Raw genomic sequence first — 20,501 nt, 5'->3', positions numbered from 1 at the left:
TCGTCTTACTTAAATGTAATATTCCAGTTCCGGATAGCTGCCTGTTACAGACTTCTTCTCCATTTTCACTTGAAGGCCCAGTCGTTTTTTGATCCGAATCACGGCCATGCCGCATATCAATCCCGAAATAATAAGATAGAGGGGATGGATTCCTGCAAACAACAGCACGGCTACGGTCACAATGGCAGCTATTGCTGTTGTTGTATCTAAGATAGAATATCTGGCCGTCCGATAAGCTGCCATGCTAATTAATGCAATAATGCCACCGTTCATTCCTTTTAAAGCAGCTTCAACTTTGGGTTGGTTACGAAATAGGATGGCGAACACGCTGATCAGGATCACAATCAAAAACGTGGGACATGTCACGCCGATGACGGCAGATACAGCTCCCGCAATTCCTGCCTGGCGATGTCCAATCATCGCAGCGGCATTGACGCCAACTCCTCCGGGAGCCGAGCCGGCAAGCGATATAAGCTCACCGATCTCGTCCTCTTGCATCCATTTTTTCTTGTTCACCACTTCGCGTTCAATAATTGGCAGCATCGCATATCCGCCTCCAAAGGTGGAAGGACCGATGCAAAAGAAAGTCCAAAAAAGCTGGATCAGTAACATAAATTGTTCGTTCAGGTTCTTAATGCTACCCTTATCCTTTCCATCACGCATGATGAATTCGAGGCATCGGCATGGACTCCTTGCCAAGCTCAGCCCAGATATATTTGAGCAGAAGCTCAGACTTGAGCTCGGTGTACTCAGGTTCATTCCACAAGTTAAAACGTTCATCAGGATCCTGTTCAAGATCGAAAAGTTCACCATAGGTCTGATTGTAATAGACGGTGATTTTATACCGCTGTTCGACATATGTTTTTTGATGAATCGTCGTGGGTTCGTGTCGAAATTCGCAGAGAGCATGATTACGAACGGCTTCCTTGGCGCCCATCCACACTTTCTTCTGATCGATGCCCGTCATGGCATGCGGAATTGCAATGTTGCAAAGAGACAAGAAGGTAGGAGCCAGATCGACCAGCGATTGTATGGCATTTGATTTTTTCGCAGCAGGCACCTCACCAGGGTATCTTACGATAAATGGGATTTTGATAAGATCTTCGTAATGGAATCCACCCTTGGCCTGAAGACCATGCTGTCCAAAGAAATGACCATGATCGGTTGTGAAAACGACGATCGTATCGTCTGCAATACCCAACTCATCCAGCTTATCGAGAATTTTGCCAATATATTTATCCATCATGCTGATCATTCCGTAATACACGCCGACCAGTTTTTTCTTGTCATACTTCGTTAGCCGGGATTTGTCGCCATATTCATAATAATGATGCGAACGGTAACCGTGAATGCCGAAACCGGTTTCAACCAGATGCTCAAAATTCGGATTATCCTCCTGGGTCAGTTGAAAATGTGGTGGGTTACGATCATGCTCTCCAGGTGTTATAGAGGGAATCGTCAGATCATCGGGGTCATACATGGAATCCCAAGGTTCCGGTACCAGATATTCCGGATGCGGGTCGAAAAAGCTGGCCCACAGAAAAAATGGATCATCATCATGGGTGTATTGCTCCAAAAGTGAATTGGTTCGTTCGGCGATCCAGGTGTTGTAGTGATATTTCTCAGGGATGGGCCACGTATACGTTACGGAAGGGTCCATCGTCCCAGTTGGGGGAAGGAAGTAATCCCTCCAGTTCGTACATCCCTGTTCTTCCAGCCATAGCGCGTAATGCTGACCGACATGCGCTTCATTCGTATGATTACGTGTTAACTCTACGCGGTCAAAGCCGTAAAATGGACCGTGGAAATGTCTCCAGTACTCCAAATCCTGCAGGATGGGATACGCTTCAGACGACGGGTATTCCTCTGTAGATTTTAAAGGCTGAAAATGTGCTTTACCTACTAGGGCAGTGCGGTAACCTGCCTCCTGGAAACTTTCCCCGACGGTATGACGATCTTCAAGCAGTTTTGTGCCTAACGTCCAGGCTCCATGCTGACTGGGGTACATGCCTGTAATAATAGAAGCACGGCTAGGGGTGCAGGTAGGGTTTGGGCAATAAGCCCGATCAAACGTTGTTCCTTGCCGGGCAAGCCGGTCCAGATTGGGCGTGGAAATCTCAGACTGAAAAGCCCCGATTGTGTTCCAGTGCTGCTGGTCACTAGTGATTAGCAAAATGTTAGGTGTTCTCGACAAGTGTAATCGCCTCCTAGTAAGATGATATTGAAAAAAACGAGTTATCAAAATAGCCCGGTGTTATATTTTTATTGTCATTTTGTTATGATCGAACAAAATAGGAAAAGGAGGGAACTCTCTACGATGCAGGAATATGAGTATGAGTATGCAGAATTCATCTACTATAAGCCAGGATATTTGGATAAAGAGGAACACATCTGGCCAGTGCGAGCAGGGCGAAGTATAGCCAAATCCAATTACCGGGTTGGCCCCAAACGTATCGAGTGTTACAGTCTTCATTTTGTGCGTGAAGGTATGATTAGGCTTGAGTTTGATGGCAAGCGAGTAGACCTGCAGAAGAATGATCTGTTTTGTCTGTTTCCCGGCAGAACCTATTACTATCACATGCTTGCCTCGGAATCTCCATTGCAAATGAACTGGCTAGCATTGGATGGGCCTAAAGTCAAACCTTTATTGGAGCTGGCCGGCTTGACTCCGGAAAGTCCGTTTGGCAAACAGATGTGTTCTCCACAGGTCCAGGAAACGTCTGAACGTCTGATTCATGCATTAGCATGTGTGGAACGGTGGAAGCCAGCAGTATCGCTGGAGTTGCATGGGTTGGTATATGGATTGTTAGCCAGTATTGTTCCAGACACCAACTATGCACAGCCTACAGAATTGGCTGGCTGGATTCATGAATGCATGGATTACATGGAATTGCATGCAACAGAGGGCATTTCCGTGCAGCAGGTTGCCGACTTTGCAGGGGTTCATCGTTCATATTTCTCCAACATGTTCACCACTCAGGTTGGACTGCCTCCGTTAAAATTCATGCAGAGAATACGAATGGATAAGGCCAAACAGCTTCTAAAGGATACGGATGCTACTGTTACGGAGATTGCTTTGTCGCTGGGTTATCCGAATTTATATTCATTTACCAGAGCATTCAAAATCTATTATAAAGTACCTCCAATCATGATGCGGAGAACCTCAAGCTGATCCTGAATATACCGATGTCCAGTATGGAGAACGCTTACTTTTTTTAATGGATCATGAAAAAGGAGACTCCCACAATGAAGCTCTCTACATTGCAGAGATGGATTTCACCGAAACGCAGCATTCAAGGCAAAATTTTTATCGCTTTTATTGCCGTTACGCTAGTATCCATTATTTTGATTACGGTCATTGTTTATATGAGCATGCGTGAGACGATTACGCAAAATGCCATTACGTCGGTTTCGGACAGCATAAGGCAGGCAGATGAATCATTGAATATAATGTTGGAAGAGATCGACCGGCTGAATACGGTCGTGGTGACTAACAAAAACACGGTCATTGACACTTTGCTCAGTCCGAATGAAGAGATCAGCTATGAGTGGTTTCAGGAGCAGAAGCGGATGGATGAATTTCTATCGTCGCTGATCGATTATAAAGCTTACATTTCACGGATAGCCGTTGTGGGCCTGAGCGGGAAAGTTTTTTTCTCAGGTGGACCTTGGCTGGACAGGACCATCTTGGGTACACCAATGATGAATTACATGCTGCAAAATGGATCAAAGCACGCATATTTCAAGCAGACAGGGGTGTCAAATGCCGTCACCATCGGTCGGGAAATCCGTTATAACCGTGCGACTATTGGGTTTGTCATGGTGGATCTTAATTATGAGTTTATCCAGAAAACATATGACGTGAGACCAACTACAGATAGCATGATCTATGTACTCGACAAGGGAAATCAATTCATCTATGAAACCCGAACTGACTCAACTCTTACTCCATCTTATCAGCAAATCAAGGAGATCAATCAGCAATTTAAAACGGATGGTGAAGCAGTCAGGCGGTACATTGATGGAAAAGAATATATCGTTGTTTGCCGTCAATCCGACTATACTGGGTGGAGTACTATTTCTTTGGTTCCGATGGATTCTCTGCTGACCGAATCGGTGAAGCTGCGCAACCTGCTGGCAGAGGTGTCCATTATTGTGTTTGTCGTTGTTCTGATTGTTTCTCTTCAAGTCTCTTCCCGAATTACTCTGAATATCCGGAAACTAAAATCACTAATGATGTTGGTTAAGGATGGGAACCTGACACTTCCCAAAAATGAGATTAACAGTGAAGATGAGACAGGACAACTGTACCATGTCTTTAACGGCATGGTGGAAGAATTGAAAGATCTGCTCGAAGGAATCCGCGTCAGCGAGAAAGAGAAGCGGGAAGCTGAGCTAACTGCGCTCCAAGCACAAATCCATCCTCATTTTTTATACAATTCGCTCAATACGATCAAGTATCTGGCCAGGATGAACGGAGTGCCAAACATTGAAGCGGTCTCGGGATCGTTGATTGAGCTCATGCGAAGTGTCCTCGGTAATTCAAGCGAATTCCTTACGGTTCGTGAAGAATTGGCATATGTTGAGCACTACATCTCCATCATGAAGTACAGATATATGAAGCCAATTCGGATGATTACCGAAATTGAAGATGACGAATTGCTGGATTGTCGGGTGTTGAAGCTGATGCTGCAGCCCATGGTTGAAAATGCAATTATTCATGGAATCGGACCACTCGAACAGGATGGATTCATATTGATACGGGTGTATGAAGAAGGAAACAATCTCCATATTGATGTGGTGGACAACGGAAAGGGGATAACGGAGGAGCAGCGGGAGTATTTACTGAAAGGTACGGGTACAAACGGAGAAACCTCACGTTTTAGTGGAATGGGTGTACGTAATGTACACGAACGAATCGTTCGCACGTACGGCGACTCGTATGGCGTCCATTTGTGCAGTGAACCGGGGGTGTACACTAAAGCTGAAATTCGGCTCCCCAAACTGGAGAAAAGTGTGGAAAATAACAAACGAGAGGTGATATAAGCCATGTTTCAGGTGCTACTCGTCGATGATGAACCGTTAGTACGCCATAATCTATGGACCTTATTGGACTGGGCTGACTATGGATTTGAATTATGCGGTCAGGCGCATAATGGGTTAATTGCTTTAACGATGATTGAGCAGTCGCCACCGCATATTGTCATTATTGATGTAGATATGCCTGAAATGAGCGGTGTAGAGCTCAATCGGACAATCAAGGAACGTTTTCCAGGGGTTAAGACGATTATGCTTAGCAGCTATGACGATTATGATTATGTGCGGGATTGCCTGAACAATGGCTCCATTGATTATTTGCTTAAGCATCGATTGGACGAGTCAACACTACTCAACATCCTGAATAAAGCCGTATCGGAATTGCAGCAGGAGAATCGGTTGCGGGAGAAACAGTTCGCCGAGAGCGTCATAGCCGAGAAAGTGAGTCCCGAGGATATGCGCGATTATTTGTTGTATTTGCTCAAAAGACAGACGAAGACAACGTACGGGTTTGAAGACGTTTCCCAGAAAGACAATCTATATCCGCATGCGTCCAGATATGCAACAGCAGCTTTACAGATTGTTCCGTTCCTGCTGCTGACAGAGTCGTACAGTGACGTGCAGACCAATGGCCTGGTTCAGCAGGTCGTCGATATGATGCAGCAGAGCCTGGGTGATATCCATGAGCGGACAGCGGTGTACGTTGAGGAAGGGCGATTTGTTATCGTGTTTTCTTTCAGGGAACGAAGCGAGCACATCATGCAGCGTGAGGTAGACGGACAACTGCGGAAGATTCAGCATGCATTGGAACTGTTCCTGAATTTACAAAGTGTAACCGCAGTAGGACCTATATGCACCAGTCTGTCACAGCTGGCATCCAGTTACTGTTCAGCCGAATACGAACTCGATGGATCTTCGTCTGTGAAAACGTTCAGAAGTCATACCCTCCAAAATGAAACTCCATGTTCGGACAAGCATTCACATGAAAAAGATCAGAGTCAGCGAGTTTCACTGACCATTGAGGAGCAGAAGCAGCTTCTGTTATCCATAGAAAGGTTTGATAAGCAAGGCGTGCATCAATTGATTTCCTCCATTTTTGCTTCGATAGACGACCTACCTATCCATTCACATACGGTTCAGATGGTTGTCAGCGAGCTCATGCAAACGGGTGATAAAGCATGGAGGACCTGCTTGCCTTCTACAGATCCAGCGGTAGCTAATCTGCCTTCAAGAAGCGAGCTTGGGCGCATGAAAACGATAAGAGAACTGGAGCAAGGCCTGCAGTCCTTTTTCTCCAGCCTGTTTCATTTGTTGAATCAACATCGTGTAATCGGGTCCTATTCTCGCCATGTCACGCAGACGATCCAATTCATTCTGGAGAGGTATTCCGGTTATGTCACATTGGAGCTTGCGGCAAGCGTAATCGGCCTGAATGCCTCCTACTTAAGCAGAATATTCAAGGAGGAGACGCAGCGGACTTTTTCAGAATATGTGAATCAGGTTCGAATTGATGCAGGGTGCAAGCTGTTGGACAGCGGCCGATACTCGATTAAAGAAATAAGCATGCAAGTGGGATTTACGACACACAACTACTTTTTCAAAGTATTCAAAGAAATAACGGGTTTAACACCACAAGCGTATTTGAGCAATCCAGGAAAAAGGAAGAACGAAACAAAACTCCCGACTTTGCACATGGGAAACTAGGCAGATAAGAGCAGAACTCTAAACTCGTAAAATATGTGGAGTAAAGGGTCATATTATTGTAATTACCTTCCATGCCCGGTGAATTATAATGAGCACACACCAACCGTGAACGCTTACAAATTACGTTGGTGATAAAGAATTGTGGGGGGCACAACTTTATGCGCAAACGCTGGGGAAGAAATATGATCATGATGATGATCGCTTCCAGTTTGATGCTGGCTGGATGCAATTCCGGTGGAACCAATAACGAAGCTTCACCAGAGGTTTCGAAGAACGACGTTCATACGACCGGGTTTCCGATTGTGGACGAACCGGTGAATCTCAAGATGTTTACCCGAATTGCACCCGTAAATGGCCCTTTCAAGGAGATGCCGGTTTTCCAGGATTACGAGAAATTAAGCCATGTGAAGGTGGAATTCATTGAAGCGCAGACAGATGGTTTTCAGGAGAAAAAAAACCTGTTGTTCGCTTCGAATGAACTGCCGGATGCCCTGTTCCGTTCAGGTATTTCCCCGCTTGAAGCCATCCGCTATGGCTCTGCCGGCCAATTGATCCCACTAGAAGGTCTTATCGATGAATATGCTCCGAATTTGAAGAAATTAATGGAACAATATCCCGAAATTCGCTCGGGTATTACTACACCAGAGGGCCACATTTATACGATTCCGGGTATTGTTACGCTAAGTGCGGCGCGTACGGATAAGAAATGGATCAATCAGATGTGGCTGGACAAGCTGAATCTGAAAGTGCCGGAGACCACCGAAGAACTGTACAATGTGTTGCTTGCCTTCCGTGATGGTGATCCGAATGGAAACGGCAAACAGGATGAACTTCCGATGACAGCCCGTGTAGGATTGGCTGTGGTTAACGCGATGAGCGGATCATTCGGATTGGATTCACAGCTTGGCTATAACATCAATATTGAAAACGACAAAGTAAGTATCTGGATGGGCAGTGACCAGAATAAAGAAATGCTGATGTACTTAAACAAGTTGTATAAGGAAAAGCTGCTGGACCAGGAAATATTTTCACACACAGAAGCGCAATACCTGGCCAAGCAGGGATCGGGAAATACAGGTTTCTTCTTTGACCAGACAAACAATAACTTCTTGTCGATCAAAGACCAATATACCGGTATCGCCCCACTGGAAGGTCCGCAAGGTGACCGATTGCAAAGTCAGGCTCTACCAATCGCCAGAGATTTTGGAGCCTTTGCAATTACATCCGTCAATAAATATCCGGAAGTCACAATGCGTTGGATTGATTATTTCTACAGTGACGAGGGTTCTACCCTGCTCCGATTCGGAAGAGAAGGCGAGCATTACGAGATGAAGGACGGTATTCCTTACTATAAAGAGGACTTCTTGAAAGAAATCAGTAACCAGGCCAAAATTACGCCTTATGCCGGCGGAGGCGCGCCACATCTGATCAGTGAACAGGTGGCTTCCTTTATCAATCCACCTCAGGTGCAGGAGGCGCAGCATAAGCTCGATCCGTTTATGCCAAAAGTCCGCTATGCAGCTCCGATGTTTGATGAGCAAACTGCCCAGGAAGTCAATATTCTGCGAAATGATATTGATAAATATTACGAAGAACAGAGTACAAAATTTATTGTGGGTGCAATCGGTTTTGACAAGTGGGAGCAATTCCAGACCACGCTCAAAAAGATGAGAGTTGAGGAACTGGAGAAGTTGTATCAGGATGCCTTTGACAAGATGCAGAAATAATCCTGAAACATCATGGATGAGGAGCAATTGCCTATGAAAAGCGTCAAAACCGATACAATGATGACGATGCCACGAAGCCATCCAAAAAAGAGTTCAGGCGTGTTAAGGCAAATGGGTAAAAGATTGGACCTGTACCTTATGCTGCTTTTGCCAGTCACTTGGTATGTGGTATTCCATTATGCCCCGTTGTATGGACTGCAAATTGCGTTCAAAAACTTCAATCCGGCTAAAGGGATTCTGGGCAGCAGCTGGGAAGGTTTTGGCCACTTCGAACGATTCTTTGATTCCTATTATTTCTGGAGACTTCTATGGAATACATTATCGATTAACTTGTTCTCCTTATTAATTGCTTTTCCGATTCCGATTCTGCTAGCACTAATTATTAACGAAATTCGCAATAAAACCTTCAGCAAGTGGCTGCAAAATATTACGTATATTCCCCACTTTATTTCAGTGGTCGTTATCGTTGGCATACTGAATGTGTTTCTCTCGCCTCATACGGGTCCAGTCAATCTGTTGATTGAGGCTTTCGGAGGTACACCGGTCCGTTTTCTTGAGGAAGCAGGTTGGTTTAAAACCATTTTTATCAGTTCGAATATATGGCAGAACATGGGCTGGCAATCCATCATCTATATTGCAGCTTTGAGCGGAGTGAATCCGCATCTGTATGAAGCTGCCAAGATGGACGGAGCATCAAGGCTGCGGCGCATTTGGCATATTTCGCTGCCTGGCATCGCTCCAGTCGTCATCATTTTGCTCATATTGGATATCGGTCATTTCATGAACATCGGGTTTGAGAAAATTTTGTTGATGCAAAACAATCTCAATCTGGAATCGAGCGACGTCATTTCCACGTTTGTCTATACGACAGGTATCCTCAAGGGAGAATACAGTTATACAGCTGCTATCGGGCTTTTTAATTCAATCATTAATCTGCTGTTACTTTTACTGGTCAATCGGATTGCGCGCAAGACGTCTGAGACGAGCTTATGGTAAAGGAGGGCAAGATCCCATGTCCAAGCAGGCGACAATACAAACCAGTTCCAATGAACGGATTTTCGATGTAATCATCTACATCATAGCCTCAATCATTATCATCGCTGTGCTGTACCCACTGATTTTTATCGTGAGTTCTTCGTTCAGTGACCCCACAAAAGTATTAAACGGAGAAGTCTGGTTACTACCCAAAGGACTGACGCTGGATGCTTACACGAATATTCTACACAACGAGAAGATTTGGCTGGGGTATCGTAATACGATATTTTATACGGTTGTGGGCACTGTGATTAACATTATCATGACCGTATTGGCCGCATATCCTCTTTCCAGACCTGACCTTCCTGGACGTAATGTAATCATGGTTTTCATCACGCTAACAATGTTCTTCAGTGGCGGATTAATTCCAACGTATCTATTGGTCAAAAATCTGGGCATGGTGGATACGATGTGGGCTCTGATCATTCCCGGCGCAATCGCCACGTACAATCTGATCGTGATGAGAACATATTTTCAGTCGAGTATTCCTTGGGAGCTGCAAGAAGCTGCCCATATGGATGGGTGCTCCAATTGGCGGTTGCTTGTGAGCATTATCCTGCCCCTGTCCAAGCCGATTCTGGCCGTAATGGTGCTGTTCTATGCCGTAGGCCACTGGAATTCGTTTTTTAACGCGCTCATCTATATTCGTAATGAAAATCTACATCCACTTCAGTTGGTACTGCGCGAAATTCTGCTGATCAGCCAATCCGATGCCGTAGATGGTAGCCTTGGATTGGAAGACAAAATCCTGCTCGCGGAGAGCATCAAATATGCGGTAATTATCGTCTCCAGTTTACCTGTACTGTTGATGTATCCTTTTGTGCAGCGCCATTTTGTTAAAGGGGTCATGATTGGATCGATTAAAGGTTAATCCAGATCAACCACAATGATGGAGGACTTATGTTGAAATCAAACGCCAAAATTAGTATAGATTGTAGTCGCGTAAGCGAGCACACGGTCAACCCTTATTTGTTTGGGCATTTTGTGGAAGACATCCGGGACCATATGGAAGCGATGCTTGCCTTTCCATTGAAGGATATGGACTTTGAAAGCGAGGCTGAATTAAGGACTTCTGTATCAGGAAGCTGGTACGCTTATACCAACGGGAGAAATACGCAATATGCGATGGAAGCTCCAGCCCCCAGACATTCGGGCCGCGCTCAGCGTATTCGTATCTATAGTGATGATGAAGCATACTCGGGGATTGCACAAAAATCCGCCTTGAAAGGCCCCATGGATTACACCGTACGTGTAGTTGCGCGTGCCTCCATTGAACTCCAGTATTTGATGGTGGAGGCGGTCGATAGACGTACGGAAGAAGTGCTCGGTCAGTTGAAAATCGAATTGCACAGCCATAACTGGCAGGATTATGAAGGACGGCTGACGATCCTACGTGCTTGTCCTGATGCAGAAATTCGGGTGTATGTTCCGGAGGAGCATCCTAGATGGATCGACCATGTCTCCACGGGATTGCTCTGGCTGGACCATGTGTCTTTATTACCTGTGGATCATATTGCCCTGGTAAAACGCGAAGTAGTAGAGATGACCAGAGCTCTAAACGCAGGCATGATGAGACTCGCAGGGAACTACATTAGTGCCTATCACTGGGAGCATGGCATCGGGCCGGTTCTGGAGAGACCAGTCATGTACAACGAGGCATGGGGAGGCTGGACCAGCAAGTATTTTGGAACGGATGAATTTATCCGCTTTTGCCACGAACTGCAAGTAGAACCTTTAATTTGTGTGAACGATGGATCGGGTACACCTGAAGAGGCCGCCCAATGGATTGAATATTGTAATGGAAGCGTAGATACCCCAATGGGAGCTCTTCGGGCGAAGAATGGATCGCCGGAACCATATCATGTCAAGTATTGGGAGATCGGCAACGAGGTGTGGGGGCAATGGCAGGTGGGTGCATGCTCAGCGGAGCAATTTGCGGAGAGGACTGTACAGTTTGCCAAAAGAATGAAGGAAGCAGATGCTTCCATTGTGTTGCTGGCTTGTGGACATTATGAACAGGGTTGGAATAAAAGCGTGCTTGCTCTGGCAGGGGAGCATATCGATTATCTAACGTTACATTTGTATCATGGTTACGGTCCCTTTGGCATGAATCGGGATACGCCGGCTGAGGATCGATATAAAGCAATGGCCAGTTACCCCGAGTGGACCCGGCACTATATACGTCAGACAATGGAGGCTATCCATTCTGACATCAAACATCAGCATGTGAAGCTGGCCATCACCGAATATAACACGATGTATTATCCAAACACTGTGCGAAAAGGACTGCCAGACGAGCATACCCTTGGAGCAGCCGTGGCGAATGCCGCCAATCTGAATGAAATGATTCGTTGCAGCAATAGCGTACACATCGGCAGTTTCTCTGATCTGGTCAACGGTTGGCTCGGGGGATGCATCCGTGTCGGTGATTTCTATGCCGATCAATATCGGGGCAAGCAGGCTGGATGGAGTGGACACCCGCTCACGATCTATGGAACACCAACCTATGAAGTATTAAAGCTTTACGCGAATCGGGATATACGTCATATCCTACACGTAGAAGCTGAATGTGGGACATTCTCGGTGACTTCAAACCAAAAAACGCCTGTAGAGCTGGACGCACTCCCCGATCTGGATGTTGTAGCCGGAACGAATGATGATCGGAGCAGGATCACTTTGTTTATTGTGAACCGAAGCTTGGAAGAGGTAAGGGTTGAGCTGGATTTACGATCTTTCGACGCGAGCGAAGAGGGGACCTTATATGAGATTACCAGCAATTCGCACAATAACATTAACTCCGTCTTTCAACCTGATCATATCAAGTGCACAGAACGGAGTGTTTTGACCGAGAATTGGCAGCATGGTTACGTATTACGTCCTTCATCCATCTATGTGATGGAGTTTGGAAAGGCAGACTAATTGAATTGAAATCCTGGGGTGTAGACAAATAGGGTTTCAGAACTTATACCTAAGTTCTGAAACCCTATTCCTGATGAAAGCAGGCGTTTTAAATCGTTACTTGCGTTCGCTTATACAATACAGGTATTGCCGCTGCTATAAGGATCACACCCATAATGGCGGGTGCAGCATGACCAAGTGATACATAGATTTGACCTCCAATAATAGGACCAATCATTCTTGCTAAAGCCTGAATAGATTGGCTACCTCCTTGAATCCTGCCTTGTTCACTAGAATCGACAGATTTGGAGAGCATACCATTGAAGGAAGGCCCAAAGATCGAATCACCAAAACCAAAGATAAACATACCAACGATAAACAGTGGATAGAATGAGAACAAAGTAGACAGTGCAATGAGACTGTAGCCTATAATTTCTGAAACCATTCCAAGAATGGCGATCTGTTTATCACTCAGTCTTTTCAAAAGCTTAGGCATGATGAGACCTTGTGAGATGATATCCTGGACACCCATAATCGAGAACATAAGTCCGATGATTGCAGGCTTCCAATTGAAAGTATCCATTGAAAATTGTGAGAAAACGGCCTGTAAAGATCCGTTGGGTATCCAAAGTAAGAAGGCTGAGATCAGTAATCTGTTTAAGTTTTTCATGGAAAGCAGGTTCGCAAGTTGTATGAAAGGATTAAGTCTCGCCAAAGTAATTTCTTTCAGTCTATTTTTCTTGTCAAGACTCTCAGTCATAAAAAAGAATCCATATATAACATTCACCAAAGTTATGATTGCTCCAAAATACATGGGGGCAGAATAATCAATCTTGGCGAGCAATCCGCCTACAGTGGGGCCAATGACGGTGCCTACACCTACAATCGCACTCACCCATCCAAAGTATTTGGTTCTCTGTTCGGGTGGGATGATGTCCGCAAAATACGCAAAAATGGTGCCTATACTTCCGCCTGTTATACCTTCAATTATACGCCCCGCAAAGAGTACCCATAGAGCTCCACCAATGCCGAAAACAAAGTATCCGATTGCGGAACCCAAAAGACATACCAGGAGCAATGGACGACGACCATATTTGTCGCTCAGAGCTCCAAGTACGGGGGAAGCAAAAAATACGCAAAAGGCATAAACAGAGGTCAGCAGCGTAACAACGATAGCTTGTTGTCCTGGACTGCTTATATAAGGCTGTACTAAGAAGGGGACGACAGGTGCAATGATGCTGAATCCTATTCCGCAAAGGAACACAGAGATCAAACCAAATAATAAAGCGTGTTTGTCAATGGTTTGTTCTGTGTTCTGTGTGTGTTGTGATCGTGATTTATACATTCAATTCTCTCCTCAAATGTTGTTTTTTATTTCCTTGGAAACATTAATATCGTACAATCACTTTGTTTCCTTGTCAACAAAATAATAACAACAAAAAAACAACCTGTCCTCAAATAGAGTCCGGCTGCTTTTAGTTTGATTATTCAGATTTATTCCGACTTCAGATCTGTACCCAGCTTCTTTATTTCTGCATCCAGATGCCGATTATACTTGTCCACGAATTGAAGCATACTGTCGAATTGATCATCGGTTACCTGTTCAAATACCGCTTTATCTCGCTCGTGAAACTCGTTGTGCAGGTCCTCATGAATTTGATAAATGACTTTCCCTTGCTGCGTAAGCCTAAAATAGATTTCTTTTTTGTTATCCGACTTCTGGTAGCTTTCGATCAGGCCTTTTTCGATGAGCTTCTTCGTTAATTTACTTATCGCACCGCGAGTCATATAAAAAGACTCCGCAAGTTTTGTCACATTGGAATCTGCATTCTTTTCAATATATTCGATGCAATGTACCTCAGAAGGCTTATAACCCTTAAGACTTTCTTCCATCTTATCTTTATTAAGCCAAACCAGCTTATTATATAAGTCCCTGAAACCCAATAGGACCTGTTCTTCTTTGTTCATGACCTATCCTCCCACCCGTTGGTGCATTACCATATTATATTCAATTTTGGTTTCCAGTTCAAAAATTTTGAAAACAATTATTCAGGAAGGGATCTATACGTGATAAAAGAGAGACAAAAGCTTGTAATTTACAGTGTAAATCAAGGTTTATTTCTGAATAAACTTTTTTCTTAACGACATACTACTTCAGAAGAGGTGGTAAAATTTGCAGCGAATCCATGAACAAGATCTTCACGAGTTAGAGAAGCAACTCTATGACCGTTTCGAAAAGAGCACGGATTTCAGTAATAAAGACGTGCTTATCGCTAATCAGAAATTCAGAGCATACTTCGTGAAAACGCTAGTTGATCTTCCAATAACGTTGTCCACAATAAATCAAGCGGCAAGTGGTAATGAGAACGAATCTTTTCTGAAAATGTTCAGTCCTTTTGAAGAAGAAGCATCCATGTCATTGGACGAACTATGCAACAATCTCCTGCATGGAAAACTGGTGTTGTTCAGCACAAAAGGATTAGCAGCAGTCATTGAACCGGAACATCCTGGAATTTCACGATCCGTAAGCTCGCCAGAGAGCGAGAATCCCCTTCAATCCGCGTTCGATGCTTTTACAGAAGATATTGATAAAAATATAGGTTTGCTGCGAAAAAAAATGATATCCGACCAGTTGGTAATTGAAAGCAGAGAGACTGGGACCCAGTCGACCAAGAAAATTGCCATGGTGTATTTGGAGGGAGTAGCCCAAACCAAAGTTATTGCGGCAATTCGGGACAAATTGGAACAAAATAAGGACAAGGAACTGACTACGGTAAGGGACCTGCTTAGTATACTGGGGCATCCGAAATTTTCCATAACACCAACGTATATCTCTTCGGAGTTACCTGGGGAGATGGTACAGAATCTGATGAATGGTAAAGTGGTTATACTGCTTGACCAATATTCGTTTGCATTTGCTTTTCCTGCGATTATAACGGATTTGTGGTCAACAACGTTGGACGTCAACTATCCGTATCTATTCCAGGTGTTTTTGCGAACCATCCGAGCGATTGGTGCACTTTTGGCTATCACACTTCCAGGTCTATACATTGTGCTTAATTCGGTAAACCCCGAACTGTTGCGAATTCAGTTAGCCATCACGGTTGCCAAGAGCAGGGAAGGAGTTCCTTATCCTTCATTAATCGAAATGCTTTTAGTTATGCTGCTTTTGGAGATGATTATCGAAGCTACCATTCGACTACCAAAGAATATCGGACCCACTATTACTATGATTGGCGGTATTCTGTTGGGACAAGCCATTGTTCAGGCCAAACTCGTCAGCAATCTATTAATTATTATTCTGGTTGCCTCAGCAATTGCCAACTTTGTATTGGCAGGCTACATGAATACAACGGGTATACGAATGTACAAATACGTTGTCATGCTTATCAGTTCCTTTTTTGGCATATGGGGTCTTGAGGCAGCGATGATTTGGATTATATTGTATTTTTCCTCGTTGAGTACTTGCTCCGTTCCTTACTTAAGTTTAAGTGTGAAAGGAAAGGCCCCGGATGAATAAAGCTCAGATTCTAACCATGTTTGTTCTGCTTCACCTCGCTTCAATCTTTGCCATCTTCCCAGAACGGATTATTTCTGCAACTTCAAAAGGACACTGGGAAGCCATAACGATCCTCTTTTTGGCAGAGTTACTGATTCTATGGATGTACTTAAAAGCGTTATCGCAATTTCCAGGAAAAACAGTGGTGGACATCTGTAATGAATCACTAGGCAAATGGGTAACTAGACTGATCGTTCTGCCGATGTTGATCTTCCTATATATCGAGCTTCTATTACTTATGTATTTTCAGTCTGTCGAAATCAAAGCTGTATTACTACAGAGAACACCGCCAGCAGCTACATCCGCTCTCTTTATCGTTCTGTGTTTCTATGCTGTTTGGAAGGGACTTGAGGTAATGATCCGGGCCAGCATCGGATTGTGTATTCTCTTGATGCCATTCATTTTTTTCTCCATGATGATCAGCATCCAGAATTTCAGAATCAGCTACATTTTTCCGATTTGGGATAGTGGAATGTCGTTTTTCTCCAATTCGGATTTCTATGTATGCACGGTCATTTCAGCCGGTTTTTTATTCCTTGGCATGATTCCTTCCAAACAGCGGCTTAGTTTTGGCAAAGCAGCTGCAGCGGTTGGTATCATTTTTGTATTTGCTTTGGGATCCGTATATGTTCCGCTTCTTGTATTCGGACAGGAAACAGTTATCCATCTGCAATATCCCATGCTTATGGCATCGGATACCATTGATCTGGAGTGGGTTGTATTTGACTGGCTTCCAAGCTTCTACGTGGTAGCCTCCAGTGCGCTGGGTGTTCTAAAGGTTTCCGTTTTACTCTGGATTCTGGTGTCCCTGTTGAATCAGTTATTTATGCCGAAAATCAATCGATTATGGGTTCTTTCCGTGGTGTGCTTCACCTTGTACGTGTTCAGTCTCATGATACCGGATGTCAACGCATTGAATTCTTACCTGTACGTGAATTCTTTCTTTTGCCTTTATAGCGTGATCGGTTTTCCCATCATTGTATTCCTCGCCGCGCAATGGCAGCGAAAGAAGGTGAGTACGTGAACAAGCGTACCTTTATGACTCTAATTGTAGCCCTGTCTATGATGATGTTACTTCCAGGATGTTGGGATACCAAGGATATTAACAAACAATATCTGCCTGTTGTCATGGGCGTGGGGAAAGGGAAAACGGAAAAATACAGGATCATTCTCCAAATACCTGATGCATCAGGCAAAACTCAAATTCTTGATAAAGAATCGAAATCCATCAGCAAAGCGATCGATTTGATACGTACGGATTCGGAAAAAAGCATCGAATTGGTACATCTGAGGTTGTTGCTAATCGACAGAGAGGTCGCAGAACAGGGGATAGATAACATCATCAATTTTGCTGTGAGAGCGAATGATATTTCGATCAAGGGTCTGGTAGGGGTCATTGACGGTGATTTTGAGAAGACGATGTATCATCAAATCTCGCCAACACCTGAAATTTCTTCCTACGACTTCTTTAGCCAGGACGCCGGGTGGACGCCCAATCAATCCATCGTTCGAATATGGGAAGCCTATCAAAACCAAAATTCATATACGGAAGACATGGCTATCCCAATGCTCAAAAACGGTGATCGAACCTTATTCACTTTTAAAGGCACAGCCGTGATGCGGGATGACCGCATGGTAGGAACGCTGAATCAGGAAGAGACACTTTTGTTTAATTTATTTAAAGGGAAATATTCAGGGGGAACCATTGAAGTGGCTCAGAATACAAGTGTTCTTATTCAAGACACCAAAATCAAACACAAGACCTCCTGGTCGGAGAACGGCCCTTCCATCCTGACGGATATTCTTCTCAATGTGGTGATTACGGAAAGCCCTGAAGGTAAGGGTAACGCAGTGATTGAGAAGGAAATGAAGGAACAGATAAGCCAACAATTTAATGAAACGATAAAGAAGGTCCAATCCTTTAAATCGGATGTACTGGGTGTGGGCATGATATTCAGACCCCAACTGTCGGAGGGGAAATTAAAGGAATGGAAAACCAAGTGGTTTCCGAAGTTGGAGCAAAAGATTAATGTTCGTGTTAACGTTCTGAACGAAATTTATTTTAAAGAAAATGCCAACGATAATGAGAGTCAGGGGAAAATGTTAAAAAAATAGTTTAGCATTGTTAACTCCGTTTTAAGTGAGGGAAATGCTATATCGTTATGGAGTCGCCCAGGTGGCGACTTTTTTTATAATATCAGAAAGGGTCAGCATGGCGTTTTATTTATGAAAGATTCAGTTCCAATATCTTATTTACTTGCTCTTCCATTCCCGTAAAAAACAATATGGCTAAGGAGCAATGAAATTAAGCATTCTGAGATTGGATAACTCCTCGTAAAATAACATATCGCAGCTCTTACGATTATTAGGGCGGGTTAAGGGGATAACTGTTAATTGGAGAAAATCATTCACAATATATAGCTGTAAAGGAGCGGGATCATGTCCTTCTTTAGAACACTATCCGTACGGGCAAAGGAAGACGAATTGATGGATGATTTCTCCATGGGGGGAGAAGAATTGAGCGAAGCGCTCAAACATTTGAGACGGCTAAACAAAATATTTGCTGCTCCCGCTCCAACCCGTGCAGGGGTGGAGAAGTTATGGAAAGCGATTGGCCGACCAACTAAGCTGACCCTTCTGGATGTGGGAGCAGGTTCAGGCGATGTAAACCAGAAGTTATTGCGCTGGGCGGACCAGAAGGGCGTTAAGCTTGAGATTACTCTGGTTGATCTGACAGAGGAGGCATGTGAGGAAGCGAGAAACCTTTTCCGGAATGAACCGAGAATCAAGGTTCGACGTGCCGATGTCAGGGAATTACCGGATGCCTCAGCAGACATCGTGACTGGCTCGCAATTTGTCCATCATTTTGAAGGAAAGCAACTCGTGGAGATGGTCTCGCATATGCTGCGTGCCTCCAAATATGGCGTTGTCATTAACGATATCCATCGGCATCCCATATCTTATGCAGCTGTCTGGGTAACAACTCGAATAATCTCACGCAATCGGTATATTCGTCATGATGGACCGCTGTCTGTTGCAAAAGGCTTCACGGGAAGGGATTGGCGGGAATTGAAACAGCAGTTGAACCATGACACGCTGACCTATGAATGGAAGCCATTGTTCCGCTATTCTGTCGTGATACCCCACCATGGGACGTTATCATTACATCAATAGGCAGTTATCTTAAATGGACAATGAAAGGCGGGTGTTCTTACGTGTCTACCTCAATGGATGCCATAGTCATCGGAGCGGGAATTGCTGGCAGTACCTGTGCGTTGCAGCTTGCCAGGCAAGGGCATCGGACACTAGTGCTGGATCGGCAACAATTTCCACGTCACAAAACATGCGGTGAATTTATGTCGCCTGAGACAACGGAGATGCTGGATTATTTGGGGATTAACCTTAGTGAACAAAAGATAAAGCCGAGTACCTTGGACCATGCCAAGATTATTATGCCTCAGGGCGGGGAAATCGTGGCACCTTTGCCAGGATTGGCCTATGGCATTAGCAGATATGAGCTGGATCGGATTTTACACGAGCAGGCCACAGCTGCAGGCGTTGAGATCGTTACGAGGGCAACGATAACCAACATTCAGCAGTTAGATGATTATAGTTATGAAGTCGAAGCCAAACAAGGAAATGAGCGGATTCATTATAGTGCAAAAACCGTTATCGGAGCCCATGGCTCGAAGAAGCTGAGGGGGATGACCTCGCCAGCAGAGCTGCGGGATAAAACAGCATATGTTGGTGTCAAATCGCACTATCGGGGGATCACCATCCCGCAACGGGTAGAGTTATATTTTTGCAAGGGAGGGTATGTCGGCATTTCACCGATTGAGGAGGGTATCGCAAATGTAGCTGCATTGCTGACACTTGATACGGTGCGGGGAAGCGGCAAGTCTGTAGAGGATATTTTGCAGTCTGCTTCCTTGACTAACGAAAGATTGGCAGCGAGGCTAGCCGAGGGAAGACCAGTTCAAGGAACACAGGTCTCGATTGCACCACTCCATCTATCCAATGTTCCTGAACCGTGGTCCCAATATCCTCATATTGGGGATGCCATGCTGATGATCCCTCCTTTGTGTGGTGACGGGATGTCTATTGCGCTTCGTTCCTCATTGCTGTGTGCTGAATGGACTGACAGGTATCTTCAAAGGAAGATCAGCTTTGCGCAGTGGCAGCACGAGTATTCGAAGGAAGCCAATCTTGATTTCTCCCGACTGCTCCGGCGTGCACGACGGATTCAAAAGCTGGCTTTTGCCAAAACGAATAAATTCTATCCTGGTTTGGCCCGCATGGTCCCTGGTCTGGCGACTTATCTGGTGAAGGCAACACGGTTATCGGAAATTAATCTTGTCCACCGATCATAGATGGCAGCAAAGTGACATCCATAAAGTGAAATCCGTAGGAGTATGGGGCGGCTTATGTCAGCCTCTTTTTGTTGTTTCTCTGCCAATTTTGTCGAGACCGTTTAGAAATCTGCCAAATACTCGTATAATAGAATCTAATTGTAGTTATAGAGACAAGAGTCTGATTTGAAT

16 protein-coding genes are annotated in these 20,501 nt (G+C 44.6%); 12 read left to right on the top strand and 4 right to left on the bottom strand.

Annotated elements, in window-relative coordinates:
* Positions 1-9 precede the first annotated feature (9 nt).
* Together CS562_RS05680 and CS562_RS05675 are read right to left on the bottom strand one after the other, a co-directional pair.
* Positions 10-612, bottom strand: coding sequence for a chromate transporter (locus tag CS562_RS05680; protein WP_306553764.1), 603 nt, complete (start codon positions 610-612; stop codon positions 10-12).
* 43 nt (positions 613-655) lie between these two features.
* Positions 656-2,194, bottom strand: a complete 1,539-nt coding sequence (locus tag CS562_RS05675) for a sulfatase family protein (RefSeq protein ID WP_099854254.1) — start codon at positions 2,192-2,194, stop codon at positions 656-658.
* Positions 2,195-2,317: 123 nt separating this feature from the next.
* Here CS562_RS05675 and CS562_RS05670 point away from each other — a divergent pair, with 123 nt between their 5' ends.
* The 7 genes from CS562_RS05670 (at position 2,318) to CS562_RS05640 (ending at position 12,422) form a co-directional block, all read left to right on the top strand.
* The gene (locus tag CS562_RS05670; protein WP_076288460.1) at positions 2,318-3,172 is read left to right on the top strand and encodes an AraC family transcriptional regulator; all 855 of its coding nucleotides are present in this window, start codon (positions 2,318-2,320) and stop codon (positions 3,170-3,172) included.
* Between the two features lie 74 nt (positions 3,173-3,246).
* On the top strand, positions 3,247-5,046 hold the full coding sequence (locus tag CS562_RS05665; protein WP_099854252.1) for a sensor histidine kinase: 1,800 nt from the start codon (positions 3,247-3,249) through the stop codon (positions 5,044-5,046).
* Positions 5,047-5,049: 3 nt separating this feature from the next.
* Positions 5,050-6,741: a response regulator gene (locus tag CS562_RS05660; protein WP_099854250.1), complete on the top strand. Its 1,692-nt coding sequence runs from the start codon at positions 5,050-5,052 to the stop codon at positions 6,739-6,741.
* 158 nt (positions 6,742-6,899) lie between these two features.
* A complete protein-coding gene (locus CS562_RS05655; protein WP_099854248.1) occupies positions 6,900-8,468 on the top strand; it encodes an extracellular solute-binding protein in 1,569 nt (522 codons plus the stop codon).
* Positions 8,469-8,501: 33 nt separating this feature from the next.
* A complete protein-coding gene (locus CS562_RS05650; RefSeq protein WP_099854246.1) occupies positions 8,502-9,464 on the top strand; it encodes an ABC transporter permease in 963 nt (320 codons plus the stop codon).
* 16 nt (positions 9,465-9,480) lie between these two features.
* On the top strand, positions 9,481-10,374 hold the full coding sequence (locus CS562_RS05645) for a carbohydrate ABC transporter permease (protein ID WP_099854244.1): 894 nt from the start codon (positions 9,481-9,483) through the stop codon (positions 10,372-10,374).
* A 32-nt stretch (positions 10,375-10,406) separates the two neighbouring features.
* Positions 10,407-12,422 carry an alpha-L-arabinofuranosidase C-terminal domain-containing protein gene (locus tag CS562_RS05640; RefSeq protein ID WP_099854603.1) on the top strand — a complete coding sequence of 672 codons (2,016 nt, stop codon included), beginning with the start codon at positions 10,407-10,409 and terminating at the stop codon, positions 12,420-12,422.
* A gap of 88 nt (positions 12,423-12,510) precedes the next feature.
* On the opposite strand, the gene CS562_RS05635 is transcribed toward CS562_RS05640, so the two are convergent.
* Positions 12,511-13,746: an MFS transporter gene (locus CS562_RS05635; protein ID WP_099854242.1), complete on the bottom strand. Its 1,236-nt coding sequence runs from the start codon at positions 13,744-13,746 to the stop codon at positions 12,511-12,513.
* 149 nt (positions 13,747-13,895) lie between these two features.
* Complete coding sequence (locus CS562_RS05630; RefSeq protein WP_076288466.1) at positions 13,896-14,369, bottom strand: MarR family transcriptional regulator; 474 nt, start codon at positions 14,367-14,369, stop codon at positions 13,896-13,898.
* A gap of 205 nt (positions 14,370-14,574) precedes the next feature.
* On the opposite strand from CS562_RS05630, the gene CS562_RS05625 reads away from it, so the two are divergent.
* From CS562_RS05625 to CS562_RS05605, 5 genes are all read left to right on the top strand, one after another.
* Positions 14,575-15,921 (top strand): spore germination protein, encoded by a 1,347-nt coding sequence (locus CS562_RS05625; RefSeq protein WP_099854240.1) that lies wholly within the window; start codon positions 14,575-14,577, stop codon positions 15,919-15,921.
* Positions 15,914-16,984, top strand: coding sequence for a GerAB/ArcD/ProY family transporter (locus tag CS562_RS05620; protein WP_099854238.1), 1,071 nt, complete (start codon positions 15,914-15,916; stop codon positions 16,982-16,984). Before CS562_RS05625 ends, CS562_RS05620 begins: the two co-directional genes overlap by 8 nt.
* Entirely contained in the window at positions 16,981-18,075 is a 1,095-nt protein-coding gene (locus tag CS562_RS05615) for a Ger(x)C family spore germination protein (RefSeq protein ID WP_180287038.1), read from the top strand. Before CS562_RS05620 ends, CS562_RS05615 begins: the two co-directional genes overlap by 4 nt.
* Positions 18,076-18,399: 324 nt before the next feature.
* Positions 18,400-19,134 (top strand): SAM-dependent methyltransferase, encoded by a 735-nt coding sequence (locus CS562_RS05610; protein WP_099854234.1) that lies wholly within the window; start codon positions 18,400-18,402, stop codon positions 19,132-19,134.
* A 41-nt stretch (positions 19,135-19,175) separates the two neighbouring features.
* Positions 19,176-20,330 (top strand): NAD(P)/FAD-dependent oxidoreductase, encoded by a 1,155-nt coding sequence (locus CS562_RS05605; RefSeq protein WP_257219386.1) that lies wholly within the window; start codon positions 19,176-19,178, stop codon positions 20,328-20,330.
* Positions 20,331-20,501 lie beyond the last annotated feature (171 nt).

This window comes from Paenibacillus sp. LK1 (assembly GCF_002750415.1).
GTDB lineage: Bacteria > Bacillota > Bacilli > Paenibacillales > Paenibacillaceae > Paenibacillus > Paenibacillus taichungensis.
Note: the sequence above shows the minus strand (reverse complement) of the source record. Positions and strands in the feature narration are given on the sequence as shown.

What these genes read in the sequence shown, in the direction of transcription:
- CS562_RS05680 (WP_306553764.1), bottom strand. Translation starts at nt 612, where the DNA reads ATGTTACTGATCCAGCTTTTTTGGACTTTCTTTTGCATCGGTCCTTCC.
- CS562_RS05670 (WP_076288460.1), top strand. Translation starts at nt 2,318, where the DNA reads ATGCAGGAATATGAGTATGAGTATGCAGAATTCATCTACTATAAGCCA.
- CS562_RS05665 (WP_099854252.1), top strand. Translation starts at nt 3,247, where the DNA reads ATGAAGCTCTCTACATTGCAGAGATGGATTTCACCGAAACGCAGCATT.
- CS562_RS05660 (WP_099854250.1), top strand. Translation starts at nt 5,050, where the DNA reads ATGTTTCAGGTGCTACTCGTCGATGATGAACCGTTAGTACGCCATAAT.
- CS562_RS05655 (WP_099854248.1), top strand. Translation starts at nt 6,900, where the DNA reads ATGCGCAAACGCTGGGGAAGAAATATGATCATGATGATGATCGCTTCC.
- CS562_RS05650 (WP_099854246.1), top strand. Translation starts at nt 8,502, where the DNA reads ATGAAAAGCGTCAAAACCGATACAATGATGACGATGCCACGAAGCCAT.
- CS562_RS05645 (WP_099854244.1), top strand. Translation starts at nt 9,481, where the DNA reads ATGTCCAAGCAGGCGACAATACAAACCAGTTCCAATGAACGGATTTTC.
- CS562_RS05635 (WP_099854242.1), bottom strand. Translation starts at nt 13,746, where the DNA reads ATGTATAAATCACGATCACAACACACACAGAACACAGAACAAACCATT.
- CS562_RS05630 (WP_076288466.1), bottom strand. Translation starts at nt 14,369, where the DNA reads ATGAACAAAGAAGAACAGGTCCTATTGGGTTTCAGGGACTTATATAAT.
- CS562_RS05620 (WP_099854238.1), top strand. Translation starts at nt 15,914, where the DNA reads ATGAATAAAGCTCAGATTCTAACCATGTTTGTTCTGCTTCACCTCGCT.
- CS562_RS05610 (WP_099854234.1), top strand. Translation starts at nt 18,400, where the DNA reads ATGTCCTTCTTTAGAACACTATCCGTACGGGCAAAGGAAGACGAATTG.